We start from the raw sequence: 18,204 nt of genomic DNA on the forward strand, positions 1-18,204 counted from the left end.
GACTTATGCTTTCATCTTGTAGCCAACACCACGAAGTGTTTCAATTTCCAGTCCTGGCAGTTTTTGACGAAGCTGTAGTACATGTGTATCAACCGTACGTGTTGTCGGGAAGTGATTGTAACCCCAAACGTGGTCAAGTAGCTCATCACGAGTAAACACGCGACCTAAGTTTGACGCCAAAAATAGCAGCAAATCAAACTCTGTTCGAGTAAGCGTAATTAGCTCGTCTTTATAAGTCACTTCACGAGTCGAGCGGTCAATCTCTAAGTCTTTTGTAATCACTTTATCAGCGTTGCTTTGTTCTGCTGAATCCGGTGCTCGTAGCTGTGCACGGATTCTCGCAAAAAGCTCCGCCTCAGCAAAAGGCTTTGTTAAGTAGTCGTTCGCGCCGGAATCAAGGCCTGCAACTTTATCTTTTACGGTAACAAGTGCCGTTAACAAGATAACTGGTACGTCTTTAATCTGTTTCCATTCTGGGAGACATTGTACAGAGTCACCATCTGGGAGTTGGCGATCGAGAATTACCAAGTCAGCTTTTTTCCATTGTGGCTCTACGTCTGCAATACGCTCCACATGTAAACACTCATATCCTGCTTGTTCCAGGCTTACTAACAGGCCGTCAGCCAAGTTTTTATCGTCCTCAACGAGAAGCAGTGTCTGTTTCACAAGGTATCTCCAATATAAAAGTTGTAGGTGGTCCCATTAAGGACATTTTTCCGCCCATGCGGCCTACCATAGATTCAACGATTGTTAATCCAAGTCCTAACCCGCTCTTACTTACGAACGGTTTCTTCAAATTTGCCCAATCTTTAGCCGTTAGGCCTCCTGCATCTCGGACTTGGAATACTATTTTTTCTTCACTAGTTGAGACATCCAATTCAACCGGTGCGACACCGTACTTAAGCGCATTACGAAGCAAGTTATCGATACAAGTTCCTAACCAGTACACATTAACTTTAGCAGCCACATCTTCATTGATGTTAAAAAGCACGGCACTATCAAATTCTTCTTCGATCTTAAATTCTAACCAATCTGCAACGGATGGTACCCAGTCTGTTGCAAGCATTTGGTTATCAGATTGCAAATAATCTTTACTTGCTTCTGCCAATTGACGCAGGCGGCGCGTATCTTCACACAATCTGCGGAATTCGTCATACACACTTTCAGGCAAATGCTCGAACTCTCGACGAAAGCCTTCAACCGTTAGTGACAGAGATGCAATCGGTGTTCTGAGCTCATGCGTTAAAATTTGCAACACGAGCATTCTACTACGTAGTTCTTCTCGCTTGCTATTCCAACGGTACACCGCCCAACCAATCACCAAAAGAATATTGGCGATTACCAGTATGATCATACTGATCCGCAAAACTTGCGAGTGATCTTCTACATCCCAACAAATATTGCCTCGTTTAACAAAGCAACTTTTGCTTTGAGAGGCTAGAGCGTATGACAGACCCGCATTCGCTACGTTCTCTTGCCAGATATCTTTCTCGAAAACAAAGTAACGGTCACCACGTCTTAGCCAAAGTTCGTTACCTTCAATAAACATGCTCGCGCCTGCAATCAAAGCATTAATGGCGTCGTCATCCATGTTTTTCAAGCTTTCTAGCAACTCATCCCCTTCCTCGTTATCACGCTCTTTTATATGCATGTGCTGAGATAGTTTGGGTTTGAGTTCTGGATACTTATCCACATAACGTGCCGCGTACGTCCCACCACCAGGGTGAATGAGACCACTACGCGAGAACCAACGAGGTGTCAGCTGCGTCCCTTTACAAATCGCTCTTGTAAATACTAAAGGCTCAGTAATTAAAGGACTTAATGGTAATTTGCCACGACAAGTATTCGCCAAGCTGTAAAGCTGTTGGATATCTTTTAACGGATAGTCAGACGTTTGCGGCAGAAGCGAATCTGGCGCAAGTAACTTGGTAGGATAATTTGATTGCAGAATACGAATATCGTACGACTTAAGAGCTACTTCATAGTTAAATAGCTCTGTAAACGTATCTATTCTTTCTGGTAGTGAATCGGAAAATGCAGGTGCCGAAAAAAGCGGCAATACAGTTGCAAAACCGAGCAAAAACTTTTTAATCAAACTGTTACCGTCACTTGTTACATTAGCCAAAACTATACATCAATCTACAAGCAATTGACATCTGCTAACAGAAGGATTTGCATTACTATAACATTGAAACGGAACAAAAAAGGGCCAGCGATTGCTGACCCTGTATAGTTTTAAATCAAGAATGGTTAAAGTGCTTTAAAAATAGACTCAACACTTTCTTTCGCATCACCAAATAGCATTGATGTATTTTCTTTGAAGAACAGTGGGTTCTGTACTCCTGCGTAACCAGTGTTCATTGAGCGCTTGAATACCACTACGTTTTTCGCGTTCCATACCTCCAATACGGGCATACCAGCGATTGGGCTGTTCGGATCTTCCAGTGCGGCTGGGTTGACCGTATCGTTAGCACCGATAACCAATACGGTATCGGTTTCTGCAAAGTCATCATTGATTTCATCCATTTCAAGAACGATATCATACGGTACTTTTGCTTCAGCGAGTAACACATTCATATGCCCCGGTAGACGACCCGCTACTGGGTGAATCCCAAAGCGAACTTCAATACCTTGTGAACGAAGTACATCAGTAATTTCATGAACAGGGTATTGTGCCTGAGCTACTGCCATGCCATATCCTGGAGTGATGATTACTGATTTTGAGTTCTTCAACATCTCTGCAACTTCTTCAGCCGTTGTTTCACGATATTCGCCCTGCTCTTCGTCACCTGAAATCACTATCTCTTGACCAAAACCACCGGCAATAACACTGATAAACGAACGGTTCATTGCTTTACACATGATGTAAGAAAGAATCGCACCTGATGAACCTACCAAAGCACCTGTTACAATCAATAGATCATTTGCGAGCATGAAACCTGCTGCCGCTGCTGCCCAACCTGAGTATGAGTTCAACATAGAGACAACAACTGGCATATCAGCACCACCGATTGAAGCGACTAAATGGTAGCCGAATGCGAACGCGATCAAAGTCATCACAATAAGAGCGAACATGCTGCCATCTGCTTTTACGAAGTAGATCATAAGAAGCGTAGAAATAACAACCGCTGCGAGGTTCATTTTGTGCTTATGAGGCAGGTTAAGTGGCGACGAAGAAATCACACCACGCAGCTTACCAAATGCGACAATTGAACCGGTGAAAGTTACGGCACCGATGAACACACCCAAGAATACTTCTACAAGGTGGATAACATGCTCAGCATGTGTTGCTGCTTCTGGCGCATCTAGGTAACTGTTGTAGCCAACTAAAACCGCAGCTAAACCTACAAAGCTGTGTAGAATCGCAACCAGTTCTGGCATCTCGGTCATTTCTACTTTCTTCGCATAGAAAATACCGATCGCACCACCTATCGCCATCGCGATAATGATCCAACCAAAACCTTGCGCATCTGGGCTAAAGATCGTCGCTATCAGCGCGATCGTCATACCAGCGATACCGTAGTAGTTACCATTACGAGCAGACTCTTGCTTTGAAAGTCCCGCCAAACTCATGATGAAAAATAATGCAGCAACAATGTAAGCTGCTTGTACTAATCCTGCAGACATTGTGACTCCTATTTATCTTTGCGGAACATTTCAAGCATACGCTTGGTGACGGTGAAACCACCGAAGATATTGATACTCGCGATCAATACGGCAATAAAAGATAGGAATGAAACGACGCCATTACCTTGTCCAATTTGCAGTAATGCACCAACGACAATAATGCCAGAGATAGCATTCGTTACTGACATTAGTGGAGTATGAAGTGCATGGGTAACATTCCATACTACGTAGTATCCGACAACACACGCTAGAACAAATACAGTAAAGTGAGAAAGAAACGCTGCCGGAGCAACCGATGCAACCCATGCAAAGGCTCCAACAGCCGCTGCCACACCAATAATTTTCTTCGTTGGAGACGTAGGTTCTTCTACTTTAGGCTCTGGCTTCGCAGGCTGTTCTTGTTTCACTTGCGGCTGAGCTGAAACCTGAATTGGTGGCGCTGGCCAAGTAACTTCACCTTCTTTCACCACGGTAACGCCACGGATAACAACATCTTCAAAATCAATATTGATGTTGCCATCTTTCTCTTTACACAGCAGTTTTAGAAGGTTAACAAGGTTTGTCGCGTAAAGCTGAGAAGATTGTGTAGGCAAACGACCAACCATGTCAGTGTAACCAACAATTTTTACCCCGTTATCCGTCATGATAACTTGGTCTTTCACTGTATATTCACAGTTACCGCCATTAGCGGCTGCCAAGTCAACAATTACACTGCCCGCTTTCATGCTGTCGACCATTTCTTTGGTGATCAACTTCGGCGCAGGTTTACCAGGGATGAGCGCGGTCGTAATAATGATATCAACATCTTTAGCTTGCTCTGCGTATAATTCTGCCGCTTTTTTGTTGAAGTCATCAGACATTTCTTTTGCGTAGCCATCCCCAGAGCCTGACTCTTCTTGAAAGTCAACGGTCAGGAACTCAGCGCCCATCGATTCAACTTGCTCTTTTACTTCTGGGCGGACGTCAAACGCACGGACAATGGCACCTAAGCTACCTGCAGCACCGATAGCCGCCAAGCCAGCGACGCCAGCACCCGCAACCAATACTTTCGCTGGAGGTACTTTACCGGCAGCCGTAATTTGACCTGTAAAGAAACGACCAAACTCATGAGCTGCCTCAACCACTGCACGATAACCAGCGATATTAGCCATCGAAGATAGCGCGTCTAAGGCTTGTGCACGTGAGATACGAGGAACGGAATCCATGGCAAGAACGTTAATGTTCTTACTTGAAAGTTGTTCCATCAACTCAGCATTTTGAGCCGGCCAAATAAAGCTAACCAGTGTTGATCCATCTTGCAGTAACGCAATTTCGTCAATGCCTTGCTCATCATCCACAATTGGCGCATTAACTTTTAAAATAAGGCCAGATGCCCAAACTTCTTCACTAGAAACGATTTTCGCACCAGCTGCTTCATAAGCGGCATCATCGAAACTCGCTAGCACCCCCGCTTGGGATTCAATCGCGACATCGAATCCCAATTTTATTAACTGCTCAACCGACTTCGGCGATGCAGCCACTCGCGATTCACCCGCGAGTATCTCTTTAGGTACACCGATTTGCAAAACGCATACTCCTTGTATACATATCAATAAATTAGTCCCAAAACAGAGCGTCGCTCTACTCTAATTCTTTTTTATTTCTATCTGTTTACCACGCAAGACAATTGCAAACGAAAGATGATGTTTGGGGACACCCATTTGCACAATAACACCTTGACTAACAGCCCTGTTATTATTCTGTTTGTATCGAACGCGTCTCATTACTTCAAGTGTTTTGTAATTTAAATACTAAATTTCATTACATATAACGCTAAGTAATGAATGATTGTCGCTCTGTGCTCGAAAAATAACAACGCAACACCGTACTAGACTGAGGTCTAACCAGGTAACGATTAAATACTGACTTAACAGAGATTTAAGCGTTAAAAAGAAAGAACCACTAGCATATACACTAATGGCTCTTTTTAAGATGACTGGAATCAAATTGCAGTAAATTGCTAGTCGAAGATTTTATCGCCCATTTGATCAATAAACATTTGAGATTTCTTCAACATAAGGTCATTGGCATCTTGCTCTGAGCCAAGTAAATCGGAGCGAATAAACCGATGTGTTTTCACTTCATCATTGTCATGCTTTTCTATTCGACCAGCGATGCGATATTGTCCGCCCTCTGAAAGGCTCTCTGGGTAAATAAAGAAACCTTTATACTCAACTGGCTCGATAGTTTTAGCTTCAGCGGTTTTCTCACTACCACCAAACAAACGCGAAAAAAATCCCACGATTCCTCCTTGGGTCAACTCACTAGTCAACTGAGCGACTCTTACTTGATATTAACGTTAAGGATCGGTTTTTCATACCAATCCAACTCTTTGTCATCATCATAACTAGTATGGGAAAAAATTACAGGCACATCATACTCTCGGTTCTTACGCCTGTCTTCTTTCACCATTTCTGCGGCGTTTTTCACCGCTATATCCGCGCTTTGCTTAAACTGGCTTAATTTTTGTTCAGGAAGTGAAGACAAAAAATCAATATCATGACGGATATAGACAGGCTTGAGCTGGATAAGCGCAAGGCAAGCAATATCGGCTAACTGTTCGTTGTCATACTGTTCTAAAAATTCGGGCAAACTGAGAACCTGGCCTACTAATGTTTCCATGTAATTGTGCACATCTGAGCTTATCTGCATCTGTAAATCTCCTTTTTCCTATGAAATGAGTATAGCAACGACTTGTTTATAACAACTTATTGATTGCTCTTAATTTAATCAATCTCTCTCTTTTTGCCGTAATGTCTTCCAAAATACTTGGGAAAAGGAACAAATAGACGTATTCTTGCTAGTTCTCAAAGTTCGAAATTCAATAACGGATAAATATCCATATTGATAAAACGATTTACCTAACCAATTATATAGTCAACTATTTTCAGGCAGTTTGTAATAGATGTCCTCATCGTCAATGACTTCATCAGGCTTCAGATTCTTATTCCCTTTTTTGCTACTGGGCATAGTGAGTTCGGGCATGGACAGCATTATTCAGATGACTCAGGCAAACTGGGGCATTGCCGCAAACTTGCCGTACATACTATTAGGTTGTGCGCTACTCCTTTGTTATTCATTTAAGCAAGGCAGAGAGTCCATGGTGTGCTTGGCAATGTTGCTAGCCTATTTTGTGATACAGCACCGCCTACAAGTCCCGCTTCAAAGTGGTACCGCTTTACTTGAGCTAACCATTTTAACCACGTTACTTCCTGTCTCGTTTCTTACGGTATTTTTGTTTAGTAAAGAAGGTTTTGACTCTAGAGCCATGTTGACTTACATCTTGATGTTAGCAATGTTCGTTCTTTGGTCTTATCTAACGCTAGCATATTACGTTGAAGGAGGGTTTGAACAATGGACAAGCGGTATTTTATTTATTGTACCTACGGTCTCTAAACTGCCTTTAATTCTTGTTTTATATTGCGTGGGTATTGTCTGTTTTCTTGGAATCCTTGTTTTAAAGAAGAATGAAATTATTCATGCGATGACCTACTCTGCCATGGTATTGGCGTCTGCGACGTTCATTTTCTTTGATGTGCAGTACATATCAAGCACCATGTTTACGCTAACAGGGCTGCTTATCATTATTTATGCCGCTTCCGCTAGCCATCAACTGGCTTTCACCGATAGCCTAACGCTGATTCCAAGCAGACGTGCACTTGATCTCGATCTAAAACACATGGGTAAGAAGTTCACGATCGCAATGCTTGATGTTGACCATTTTAAAAAGTTTAACGACACCTACGGTCACGATACTGGTGATGACGTTCTAAAAATGGTCGCTTCGCGCCTCACTAAAACCCCAGGCGGCGCAAAAGTTTATCGATTTGGCGGAGAAGAATTTACCATCGTTTTTAAAGGCAAATACGCTGACGAATGTAAGAACTTTTTGGAAGAAGCTCGCAAATCGATTGCAGAATACGAGATGATATTACGCGATGAAGAATCTCGCCCTGAGAACCATAAACAAGGACAAAAACGTCGTGGTAGCAACAGTTCGAAAAGAAAGTCGGTTTTTGTTACCGCAAGTTTCGGAGTTGCTGATAGCCGGAATGGGCAAGCTCCTCTGGACGTTATTAAATCAGCGGACGAAGCACTTTACAAAGCGAAAAAGGCCGGACGTAACTGCATAAAGCTTCGTTAGACCCTCACCAATCGTGAAAGTTAACAAGCTTGTCTGGGTTTAAAACAAAACCGAACTTCCCCATCAGCATAATAACTGCACTCATCGTTGCCACTATCCCGATGTTATCTATCTAATCAAAGGTATAAGGTATACGCCCGATTGCGACATTCCGTTCGCACTGTTTGCCTATCTTACTTTGAGTTAACTTTAAAAGAATTACCAAAACGTGACAACGCAACAAAAAAGTGGCATTCATAAGACTTTGTTTTAAAAAGAATTAACTACAGTATGTGTGTTTCTTCCCAAAGATTTTGATGTATATAGTGCTTTATCAACGGTTGCATACAAGTCTGATTGCACTTCTTTCCCTGTTGGTTGAAAAACAAAAACGCCCTGTGACACTGTCACTCTATTTGACACACTAGAATACTCATGTGGGTAATCGAGAAAATACATAGCCTCTTGTATACGCTCGGCTTCTCTTTCTGCTGTTTGAGTGTCGGTACACCCTAGCAACACAACAAACTCTTCTCCACCATATCGACCTACATATTCCCCAGAGCGACAAAACGTCGCCTTTAGTTGATTCGCAATCGCTTGCAAGCAACGGTCGCCTTCAATATGACCGTAATTATCATTAAACGGTTTAAAAAAATCGACGTCCAATAGAATCAAAGCCATTGGCATATTGTGACGGCCATGCCATGCAACCATCGATTCCAACTTATGGTCGATATAACGGCGGTTATAGAGTTTGGTTAGGCCATCTTCATTCGCTTGCTGAGTCAAAAGTTGATTAACTTGCTCCAATTGAGCTGTCGCTTGCTTAAGCTCTCGTCTCATATGAGCAATACGCTGCATTGCGATAAGTTTAGAGTTCAGTACCAGTTTATCTACCGGCTTAATTAAATAGTCATCACCGCCCGCGTCTATGGCTTTAGCAATCATTTCTGGCTCTTCGTGACTACTCAAGAAAATAATAGGGATCCAATCCGGAAACGTTTCTCTTATATGAAGAGAGACTTCAAAACCGTTCATATCTGGCATTGATATATCGAGTAACACCAGTTCCGGATCAAAACTCTCGTAGGTATTTAACGCCTCTAGTCCACTACCTACGGCTTTTACAATATGTCCAAGTTGCTTTAGACGAATAGCCAACTGCATCCTGTCTAGCTGAACATCGTCAACCAGAAGGATTCGCATCGATGTCCCTGTCGGTTGCATAACGCGTTCCATTTTTAATTATGTCTTTATTAAACATATACCATACTCATAGAGTTGTTGCATTCGACTCATAATTAAGTGCTATATTTTTGTTTGAATATCACGGAATCCATTGCATAAAGCAGTTAGACTGGACGTTACCCTATCTAATCATGGCCTGTGAGCAGAAGTTCAACAAACTCATTCACTTTGGTCATCTTGTGGATTAATGGGTATAGCTATTTGATGCATTTGGTATTAATATTCCCGCCTTTTTGTAATGAGAGACACACCATGTCAGAAGCAACTAACAGCGAAAGCAAAAAAATCGATCTAGCCAGCATTTCTCCAGAGCTACGTAAAGTTATCGAATTTGACGAAGTTCCAGAGCAAATGTTCGAAATGGTTACCTCTATCCATGAAGTGTCTGAAGAAGCGGTACGTGAATCATGGGACGAAATGCCAGCAAGTGCACAGAATATTCTAGACAACTTTGAACAGTTTCATGCTCTAGTTTCTGTAGGCCAAGCATTCGCTGGTATTAATGTGATGGAAGAGTTTCCGACTCTTAATCTGCCAGAAAACATGACAGATGAAGATAAAGAAGAATACCGTGCTCAACTACTTGATAATGTGCTTCACAACTGTGTGAAAGACATGGTTAAGCAACTTAAGAAAGCACGTCGTGACCCACTTCTTAAGCGTGAATTCAAAGAAGTATTCGCGAAGTAATTCCGACATTCTTCTAGTAACAAAGGCCGCACTTTGCGGCCTTTTTTGATCATGAAGCGTAAATCAGTCTAAACGGTTAATGAGGCGCTAGTGCCATATCTTTTTGTGTCACACTGACACCTTTAATTTGTGCAAAAACACGGCTACCAACTTTTAGGTTGAGATCATCAAGGGCCCACGGTGTGATCGTTGCCCACAAATAACATTTCTCGTCTAGCTTGAGTGATACATTAATACTCTGCTTGTCATCGGCTGCGTTAAACGCCTCGATGGAATCGACAATAGCAGGCAAAATATTTCGAATCGACGTCGCCTTGGGTTGCTCGAGCGTGATAGAAACGTCGTTGGCACGCACTTGCAAGCGTATTGGCGTGTCTGGTGTTCCGTCGATCTTTTGCACCCACAGGAATACATTAGGTGCAAGGCTGATACAAGTCAGTGCATAACGTGCATGATGTTCAGCAATCCGGCCTTCAAATAAGCTGCTTTGATCTGAGAAAGATTGCCATGGACGCATAGCATGAGAAGCCCACACTTCCTCAAGCTTACCTGAACTCGAAATTTTACCTTGGTCAATAATTGCAAGGTGCTGAGCAAGCCTTAAAATTTCCTGGAGACTGTGTGTGACATAGATAATAGGGATATTTACCTTCTCCGACAACTCCTCAAGAAAAGGCATTACCTCACGCTTTCTTGGCATATCGAGTGAGGCAAGTGGCTCATCCATCAAAAGCAAATTGGGTTTAGATAGCAATGCGCGCGCAATCGCAACACGTTGCTTTTCACCACCAGAAAGTGATACCGGAAAGCGCTTTAGTAACGGTTTGATAGACAAGAGTTCGGTGACTGCATCAAAATACTCGTCATCTTTTTCTTTAACGCCATATAACAAATTGCCTTGAACCGAATAGTGAGGAAACAGACGTGAATCCTGAAACACATAACCAATACCACGCTTGTGCGTTGGTAGGTTGATTCCCTGTTCACTGTCAAACAAAACATGCTCACCAACCGCAACATACCCTTGCCTTGGAGTGACCAATCCGCTGATGATGTTAATCAACGTCGTTTTACCTGCACCAGATCGTCCAAACAAGGCACTAATTCCATTACAGGGTAACTTAAGTTTGATGTCGAAGTCAGTCTCACCAAGCATTTGTTTAAATTGGACTTTAATCGTCATTGCTTCGCACCCAATCTGCTTGCCGCTTTACGATTTAGCCATTCAGAGATCATTAATGTAGACAAGGCTAACGCGATAGAAATGATACACAGACGAGCCGCCTGCATTTCTGCACCTGGCGTTTCAATAAAGTTGTACATTGCCAGCGGAATCGTTTGGGTCTCACCCGGAATGTTAGAGACGAAACTGATCGTCGCCCCGAATTCGCCAAGACTACGAGCAAATGACAGCATCGTGCCCGTAATAATTCCGGGAATGGTCAGTGGTAACGTGATGGTGAGAAACACTTTTAAAGGAGAAGCGCCTAACGTAGAGGCTGCGTGCTCCAATTTAGGGTCGACGCTATCTAAGCTTAAGCGTACTGAACGAACCATCAAAGGCAAAGCCACGACAATACAAGCGACTACTGCCCCTTTCCAATTAAAGCTAAATACTACCCCTAAGTTTTCATAGAGCCACTTTCCAAGGACCCCTTGTCGTCCTAAAGAAATCAACAATAAATAGCCGATTACCACTGGCGGCAATACCAGTGGTAAATGAATTAAGCTATCGAGAATCGATTTACCAAAGAACGTTTTTCGAGAAAGTAGCCAAGCAAGAAAAACGCCGAGAGGAATCAGCCAAAGTACTGCGTACGCGCCTACTTTGAGGCTTAACATTAAGGCTTGGTATTCCAGTTCTGTCACGCTTCGTTCCTATAATTGAAGGCCGGTTTATTGCTGAAAGCCATATTGAGCAAAAACGCGTGCGGCTTCGTCCGATTTTAGGTATTGGAAGAACTGCTCCGACTCAGTAGAATCATTCACAATTGCAGCCGGGTACACAATAGCCGCATGCGTATCACTCGCAAATTCGCCGACAATTTTGACTTTATCAGTTAACTGAGCATCGGTTTTGTAGACCACACCTAAAGGCGCTTCTCCACGTTCAACCAACGCCAAAGCTAAGCGCACATTCTTTGCTGGTGCGACGTGAGTTTGAACCGCTTTCCATACACCCAGTGTAGTCAATGACTCTTTCGCGTACATACCAGCAGGTACTGACGTCGGATTGCCTAAAGCAAGACGATTTCCATGCAATGCCTTCTCCCATGCCTTTGCATCAGAAAAGTTAAATGAGGTTAATTCTGAAGACTGGGGAGCAATCAACACTAAGCTATTGCGCACTAGATTTGTGACATTGTCACGAAAAATGACGTCTTTATCGACCAAATAATCCATCCATTTCGTGTTCGCAGAAATGAATACATCCGCTGGTGCGCCATTGATAATTTGTCGAGCGATAGAAGAAGAACCACCATAAACGGGAGTGATAGAAACGTCATACTTTTCTTCAAAGTTTTGCGCGATCTCGTTAATCGCATTCGTCATAGAAGAGGCTGCATACACTTTTAGGTTCGTTGCTGCGTTTGCTGAAAATGAAATGCTTAATACTGCCGCAAGGCAAGCATGCTGTTTCCATGCTTTCATAGAGATACTCCAATACAAGGCAAGCGAAAGAACAGGTTATTTGAATATAAAGTTCAATCAGTTAATGTGCTATTTAAACAAAAAATCAAGGCGCATATGTTGTTCTATCGCATCTGCGATGCGATTAATGCCTTGCTCCTTTAACTCTTCAAAGTCTTGTTGTTTGATTTGGGTGCCGTTTACCCATTCTGATACCAGGCTTAAGACATCTGCCTCGTCAAAGAACCCGTGAAGGTAGGTTCCCATGATTTGGCCACACTCGCTGATCGCCCCCTCCGCTTCACCGGAACTGAATGTAAGAGGTTGCAGGCCCCGTACTTCACTTCGCCCTACGTGGATTTCATAACCCTTTACATTGGCTGTTTTGCCGTTAAGAGAAAGCTGTGCTTGTGTGTTTGTAAGCTGTTTGCTGTTAGTTAGCGTCGTAGTGATATCAAGCAACCCAAGTCCTTCGCTTTGACCTGGTTGGCCTTCGACGCCGTTTGGATCATCAATCAAGTTTCCAAGCATCTGGTAGCCGCCACAGATACCAATCACTTTTCCACCAAGACGAATATGACGCAAGATATCGTTATCCCACCCTTGGCTTCTTAGATACTCCAGATCGTCTCTCACTGATTTGGTCCCAGGCAAAATAACCAGGTCGGCTTTATCTATTTTTTCGCCTTTACCTACATAACGTAGATTGATGTCTGGATTCAATCGCAGCACATCAAAATCAGTATGATTACTAATCCGGGTTAAAACAGGCACAACAACATTCAGTTTTACCTCAGAGTGCAACTCTTGCTGCGCAGTGATCGCGTCTTCTGCTTCTAAATTCAAACCATGGAGAAAAGGAAGTACACCAAGTACAGGTTTACCTGTTTTTTCTTCTAGCCAATCGAGGCCCGATTGCAATAAACGAATATCACCTCGAAAACGGTTGATAACAAATCCTTTTACTCGCGCTTGTTCAGATTCAGAAAGTAGCGCAAGTGTTCCGTACAAATGTGCAAACACTCCACCACGATCAATATCAGCAACAATGATCACTGGTACATCAGCGGCCTCAGCAAAACCCATGTTTGCAATATCGCCTTCTCGTAAATTGATTTCAGCAGGACTCCCCGCGCCCTCGATAATGATCGAATCAAATTCTTGAGTCAGACGAGAGAAGGAATCTAACACCGTGTCCATCGCCACTTTCTTGTAATCATGAAAGCCAGCCGCATCCATATTGGAAATCGCCTTACCCTGCAAAATGATCTGAGCACCTGTATCACTGTTAGGTTTAATTAAAACCGGATTCATATGTACAGTTGGCTCAATATTACACGCCTGTGCCTGAACGGCCTGTGCTCGACCTATTTCACCGCCATCTTTGGTTACCGCACTATTTAGTGCCATGTTTTGTGGCTTAAATGGGGCAACATTTATCCCTTTTCGTGCTAATACACGGCATAAACCTGCCACAAGGACACTTTTTCCGGCATCCGAAGTGGTGCCTTGAACCATTAAAGATGGGATCGCTGATTTCATGAATGTTTGTAAGGAATAGAGGAAGATGAACAATCATAACGTCATCGTCCCCACTTACTCAAGCAAATGAATAGAATATGAATGTTGAAATCATCATTGGTTCAAACAAGCCCTGTTTTAATGACCCCATCAAAACAAACCGATGAGGATGTAACATGAAAAAGAATACAATTATCGCAACAATCGCCGCCTTAGCTATTGCTCCTTCTATCGCGTTCGCGAAAGATAACGCTCAAAACCAATCAAACTTGCAGTTTAACGGTCCTGTCACTGTGGAAAAATTGGATGCCTTGCTAAACGACTCCAATATGTTTACTGAAAAAGATGTGGTCGTTGAAGGTAACTTATTGCGTCAAGTTCGCGCGGATAAGTTTGTCTTTAGCGATGGTTCCGGTGAAGTGATGGTCGAACTCGATGACGATATTCAGCTAAATACTCCGATTGATCACACGACTAAAGTCCGTCTGTTTGGCGAATTTGAAGGCGGGAACAAACCAGAGATTGAAGTCGAACAACTCGTGGTCATGTAAAACAAACCCCGATTGCTGTGCATATCAACATGATGTAGTGACGATTACAGCTAAATAGTGACGGCAAGCACTTAAAATGATAGCTTTATCAATCTTGGTCTGCTTTTTGCAGACCATTTTTTTGTTCATTTTAATCATCTTGCCCGGAGACACCATGCTAGGTAAAGCTCTAAAGGTTGCAGCCTTTGGTTTGTGTGCTATTTTGCCACTTTCCGCACACGCAAATAATTTCAACTACAACACGATGGAATTTCGCATGGGCACTAGCCCTGGTACATTTGGTGGCGAGTTCAATACCTACTTTACAGAGAATACCCATTTCATTGCTCGCGCAGACAGTGAATTCAGCGGAGACTGGGACATTGCTGGTGGTATAGGCTTTAATGGGCCAGCAGGCCAATTTGCAGATATTTATGGCCAAATGTTGGTACACAACATTAAAGAGAACGGCAGTGATAAAGTGGGCGACGAGTGGCGCACGGAAGTGAATATTGGCACTCGTATTTGGTTTATGCAAAATGTTGAGCTACATGGCCGTATCGGCCAAATCATAGATAATGACGATTCGAACACCATTTACAATCTGGGCGCACGATTCCACTCAACTCAGCAACTATCGCTTGGTGCAGATTTCAAAAATAATGGTGTCTATGGCCAGCAAATTGTAATGTCTGCTCGTTTTGCATTTTAGTGGACATGACTATGACTACCAGGGCATCACAAGCAAGCATATGATTCAATAAAAATGGCCTCCAATTTTGGAGGCCATTTTTTGTTAATCACGAATCATTAGCTTGTAGCAGAAACTAGCTGTAATACATCAGTTTTTAGCGGTTTTTTTAGGTTTATCTTGCACATATTTTTTCGATACATCTACAACGGCGATATCTCTAAAAAAGCTTCGACCAAGCAAAATTGGAAACGTCATATGTCCGCGATCCGCTAACGTAAACTCTGTCTTTTCTTTGTGATCCCCAACGGTAATGTAGGCTTTTACCACCGCTCGTTTATCCACCTCTTCTGACGAAGACTGCTTAACTTTAGCCCAGCGCTCAACGGGTACTTTAAATTCTTTGGTGTCTTTGTCACCTAAATCTATCTTAAATTTAACCCAGTCTTTACCATCACGCTCAAACGGAACAATGTCAGTCGCACTAATTGATGATGTTGTCGCACCTGTATCGACTCTAGCCTTGAAAGTCTGGTCAATTTCAGGAACATAAACCCATTCTTCAGAACCAAGAATTAACATGCCATCGGGTGTTTTTGTGACCTTGACTGGCTTCTTAGGCTTTGGTTCCGGCTTTTTCTCAGGTTTCGCTTCTGGTTTGGGCTCCACCTCTGGCTTTGGATCTACATCAGGTTTCACTTCTGGCTCGACTTTAACGGGCTCTTCGACCTTTGGCGACTCTGGCTCAACAGGTTCCTGCGTCGTTTGAGTTGACGTACAAGCAATTAAACTGCCGCTCATCATAAGCGGCAGAATCAGTTTCCAGTTTTTCATCCACACTCCAATTAAGCTTGAGATACTTTCTTAATTGCGTCCGCTACGTATGGAATATGAGTTTCGGTAAGTCCGGCAATGTTAATTCGACCATCGCCAACACCATAAATGCCATAATCTTCACGCAGTTGCGCCATTTGGTTTCCACTAAAGCCTAGCACAGTAAACATGCCTTTGTGACCCTCAATGAAATCAAATTGATCTGTATTATGGTTGTTTCTCAACTCGTTACACAAACTTTGACGAAGGCTAACCAAACGATGTTGCATTTCACTCAATTCTTGCTTCCAAACGGAAGTGAGATTGTCATCTTGCAGAATGGTCTTAACTAAAGCTGCACCATGGTCGGGTGGCATCGTGTAAGTCGAGCGAGCTAGAGTGAGGAGTTTACCTTTTGCATTGGTTACATCATGCATGTTCTTACCAACCACAATCGCTGCACCAGTTCGTTCACGGTACAGACCAAAGTTCTTCGAACATGAAGTAGTAATCAACATCTCTTCAACGTTATCTGCCATAAAACGAAGGCCTTTTACGTCTTCTTCTAGGCCATCACCGAAGCCTTGGTAAGCAATGTCCACAAATGGGATGAAACCGTTCTTCTGCGACAATTCTGTAATGGCTTGCCAAGCAGAGAAGTCAATATCCGCACCAGTTGGGTTGTGGCAACAACCATGAAGAAGTACCACATCTGAAGGCCCAGCTTTCGCAAGATCATCCATCATTTTTTCGGTGTCTACTTGTTTCGTTTCCGAAGAGAAATAGTGGTAGAACTTAACTTTAAGGCCTGCTGCTTCCATCACTGGCTTGTGGTTTACGTAGCTTGGGTTGGAAATCCAAACCGTCGTATCTGGCTGTGCGATCTTCATTAGATCACCGAGCATACGCAGCGCACCACTTGCACCTGGCGTTTGAATAGCTGCAACACGATCCATTGCAGACGTTCCCGTCAGTAGCAAATCGATCATGCTTTTATTAAATTCTTCGCAACCTGCAAGACCAACATAAGACTTGGTTTTTTGAGTTTCAACAACGACATCCTGCGCCATTTGAATGGCTTTCATAATCGGCGTTTCGCCTGCGCTGTTTTTGTATACGCCAATGCCAAGATCAACCTTGTTTGGACGTTCATCGTTACGGTATGCAACGGATAGAGATAAAATAGGATCTAATACGGGAGTTGGGAGATTAGAAAACATGAAAGTCATAACCCTTTGAAATTCAAGTACCGAACCTCACGTTAACACCATCGCAAAAAATGACGAAATGATTTTTCACTTATTTCATCAATTAGAGAACAAAATTCTGGATTGCGGTGAGTTTTGTGCGCTCTATCGTTCAGAAAAAGAACGATTCACTCCTCGTTGTACCAATCCACTCTACCGTTTTTTCTAAACTCTCTTGGTGTCATGGTCGACCACGCTTTAAAACGTGTACTAAAGTTAGCGCTGGTCGGATATCCGACTATTTCTCCAATATGCTGAATTGGCCATTCTGTTGAACGAAGTAACCTAGCAGCATATTCCATGCGCATACGCGTTAAATGTGCCATTGGGCTTCGACCAAACTGCTTTTGAGTCAGTCGATGCAAATGAGGCTCCGAACATGGATATAGAGCCGCCACCTGCTCAACGCTCCAATCCTTATGGAGCTGACGTTGGACAAGGTCAAATACACGCCGAAGCCTCAATTGGCTGCGTGATATCGACTCTGAGGGCGGCATGTTTAACATCAGCTCTAACTGAGCCACACTATGCTCACCTACCGCACCACCATAATCGATTGGAAGGTTAATGCTGCGTAGTAACGTTTGGATACATGCATACATCACTTCAGGTGTAGATGAAAGCTGGTAGCGAACATCGCATTCTAATATCGGCCACTCTCTATCAGGAGCAAGAAAAAGCCACGCGATCTGCCAAGGTTCTTCTTCTATACCAAAACCGTTTTCAACACCTGCGGGTACTGTAATCAACGAGCCCGGTTCCAAATCGTATCGATAAGTCCCACTCTCTAGCCACCCTTTACCACGCACCGTATAGAGCAGCATGTGTTTCTTTTGGTTTTTACGATAAACAGAGAAGAAGTCACGACAAGTGGCAATGCCGCACTGCACAATGCCTCTCTCCTCAAGTGCTAATACTCGACTGTGATCAATAAACTCTTGATAAGTTTTTTCTGAAATCGCGTAGCGTTCTTGTTTATCTTCCATGATTTATTGGCTCACATGTGCGTTAGTAGAGAGTTTTACAAAGGTTTTGGATTCC

18 protein-coding genes are annotated in these 18,204 nt (G+C 43.1%); 4 read left to right on the plus strand and 14 right to left on the minus strand.

What is annotated here, in order from left to right; genetic code table 11:
* Positions 1-3 precede the first annotated feature (3 nt).
* From vxrB to R8N49_RS07515, 6 genes are all read right to left on the minus strand, one after another.
* Entirely contained in the window at positions 4-666 is a 663-nt protein-coding gene (gene vxrB, locus R8N49_RS07490) for a response regulator transcription factor VxrB (RefSeq protein WP_005376251.1), read from the minus strand.
* On the minus strand, positions 641-2,095 hold the full coding sequence (gene vxrA / locus R8N49_RS07495) for a sensor histidine kinase VxrA (protein WP_318189910.1): 1,455 nt from the start codon (positions 2,093-2,095) through the stop codon (positions 641-643). The genes vxrB and vxrA overlap by 26 nt, the downstream gene beginning before the upstream one ends.
* A 155-nt stretch (positions 2,096-2,250) precedes the next feature.
* Complete coding sequence (gene pntB, locus R8N49_RS07500) at positions 2,251-3,627, minus strand: Re/Si-specific NAD(P)(+) transhydrogenase subunit beta (protein WP_005376248.1); 1,377 nt, start codon at positions 3,625-3,627, stop codon at positions 2,251-2,253.
* Between the two features lie 8 nt (positions 3,628-3,635).
* Positions 3,636-5,192, minus strand: a complete 1,557-nt coding sequence (locus R8N49_RS07505) for a Re/Si-specific NAD(P)(+) transhydrogenase subunit alpha (RefSeq protein ID WP_149192252.1) — start codon at positions 5,190-5,192, stop codon at positions 3,636-3,638.
* A gap of 434 nt (positions 5,193-5,626) precedes the next feature.
* Complete coding sequence (locus tag R8N49_RS07510) at positions 5,627-5,908, minus strand: HlyU family transcriptional regulator (protein ID WP_017634616.1); 282 nt, start codon at positions 5,906-5,908, stop codon at positions 5,627-5,629.
* Positions 5,909-5,949: 41 nt separating this feature from the next.
* Positions 5,950-6,318 (minus strand): late competence development ComFB family protein, encoded by a 369-nt coding sequence (locus tag R8N49_RS07515; protein WP_005376241.1) that lies wholly within the window; start codon positions 6,316-6,318, stop codon positions 5,950-5,952.
* 253 nt (positions 6,319-6,571) lie between these two features.
* Between R8N49_RS07515 and R8N49_RS07520 the strand changes: the two genes are divergently transcribed.
* A complete protein-coding gene (locus tag R8N49_RS07520) occupies positions 6,572-7,810 on the plus strand; it encodes a GGDEF domain-containing protein (RefSeq protein ID WP_031777241.1) in 1,239 nt (412 codons plus the stop codon).
* Positions 7,811-8,059: 249 nt separating this feature from the next.
* Here R8N49_RS07520 and R8N49_RS07525 read toward each other — a convergent pair whose 3' ends face one another.
* Entirely contained in the window at positions 8,060-9,019 is a 960-nt protein-coding gene (locus R8N49_RS07525; protein WP_017634619.1) for a diguanylate cyclase, read from the minus strand.
* A 273-nt stretch (positions 9,020-9,292) separates the two neighbouring features.
* On the opposite strand from R8N49_RS07525, the gene R8N49_RS07530 reads away from it, so the two are divergent.
* Entirely contained in the window at positions 9,293-9,730 is a 438-nt protein-coding gene (locus tag R8N49_RS07530) for a DUF3069 domain-containing protein (RefSeq protein WP_005376232.1), read from the plus strand.
* Between the two features lie 76 nt (positions 9,731-9,806).
* Here the strand turns inward: R8N49_RS07530 and modC are convergent, their stop codons facing one another.
* From modC to R8N49_RS07550, 4 genes are all read right to left on the minus strand, one after another.
* Positions 9,807-10,913: a molybdenum ABC transporter ATP-binding protein ModC gene (modC, locus tag R8N49_RS07535; RefSeq protein ID WP_085569024.1), complete on the minus strand. Its 1,107-nt coding sequence runs from the start codon at positions 10,911-10,913 to the stop codon at positions 9,807-9,809.
* On the minus strand, positions 10,910-11,599 hold the full coding sequence (gene modB / locus R8N49_RS07540) for a molybdate ABC transporter permease subunit (RefSeq protein ID WP_054575444.1): 690 nt from the start codon (positions 11,597-11,599) through the stop codon (positions 10,910-10,912). Before modB ends, modC begins: the two co-directional genes overlap by 4 nt.
* A gap of 27 nt (positions 11,600-11,626) precedes the next feature.
* Positions 11,627-12,382 (minus strand): molybdate ABC transporter substrate-binding protein, encoded by a 756-nt coding sequence (gene modA / locus R8N49_RS07545; protein ID WP_017634622.1) that lies wholly within the window; start codon positions 12,380-12,382, stop codon positions 11,627-11,629.
* A gap of 69 nt (positions 12,383-12,451) precedes the next feature.
* Positions 12,452-13,903, minus strand: a complete 1,452-nt coding sequence (locus tag R8N49_RS07550; protein WP_047101159.1) for a cobyric acid synthase — start codon at positions 13,901-13,903, stop codon at positions 12,452-12,454.
* 155 nt (positions 13,904-14,058) lie between these two features.
* On the opposite strand from R8N49_RS07550, the gene R8N49_RS07555 reads away from it, so the two are divergent.
* The gene (locus R8N49_RS07555; protein ID WP_005376220.1) at positions 14,059-14,433 is read left to right on the plus strand and encodes a YgiW/YdeI family stress tolerance OB fold protein; all 375 of its coding nucleotides are present in this window, start codon (positions 14,059-14,061) and stop codon (positions 14,431-14,433) included.
* A 154-nt stretch (positions 14,434-14,587) separates the two neighbouring features.
* Positions 14,588-15,124 (plus strand): hypothetical protein, encoded by a 537-nt coding sequence (locus R8N49_RS07560; protein ID WP_017634623.1) that lies wholly within the window; start codon positions 14,588-14,590, stop codon positions 15,122-15,124.
* Between the two features lie 129 nt (positions 15,125-15,253).
* On the opposite strand, the gene R8N49_RS07565 is transcribed toward R8N49_RS07560, so the two are convergent.
* From R8N49_RS07565 to R8N49_RS07575, 3 genes are all read right to left on the minus strand, one after another.
* Positions 15,254-15,937 carry an ATP-dependent zinc protease gene (locus R8N49_RS07565; protein ID WP_005388032.1) on the minus strand — a complete coding sequence of 228 codons (684 nt, stop codon included), beginning with the start codon at positions 15,935-15,937 and terminating at the stop codon, positions 15,254-15,256.
* A gap of 11 nt (positions 15,938-15,948) precedes the next feature.
* Positions 15,949-17,136 carry an aromatic amino acid transaminase gene (locus R8N49_RS07570; RefSeq protein ID WP_213986417.1) on the minus strand — a complete coding sequence of 396 codons (1,188 nt, stop codon included), beginning with the start codon at positions 17,134-17,136 and terminating at the stop codon, positions 15,949-15,951.
* A 155-nt stretch (positions 17,137-17,291) separates the two neighbouring features.
* The gene (locus tag R8N49_RS07575; RefSeq protein WP_025767758.1) at positions 17,292-18,149 is read right to left on the minus strand and encodes an AraC family transcriptional regulator; all 858 of its coding nucleotides are present in this window, start codon (positions 18,147-18,149) and stop codon (positions 17,292-17,294) included.
* Positions 18,150-18,204 lie beyond the last annotated feature (55 nt).

It is taken from the genome of Vibrio sp. 1978, from assembly GCF_033344345.1.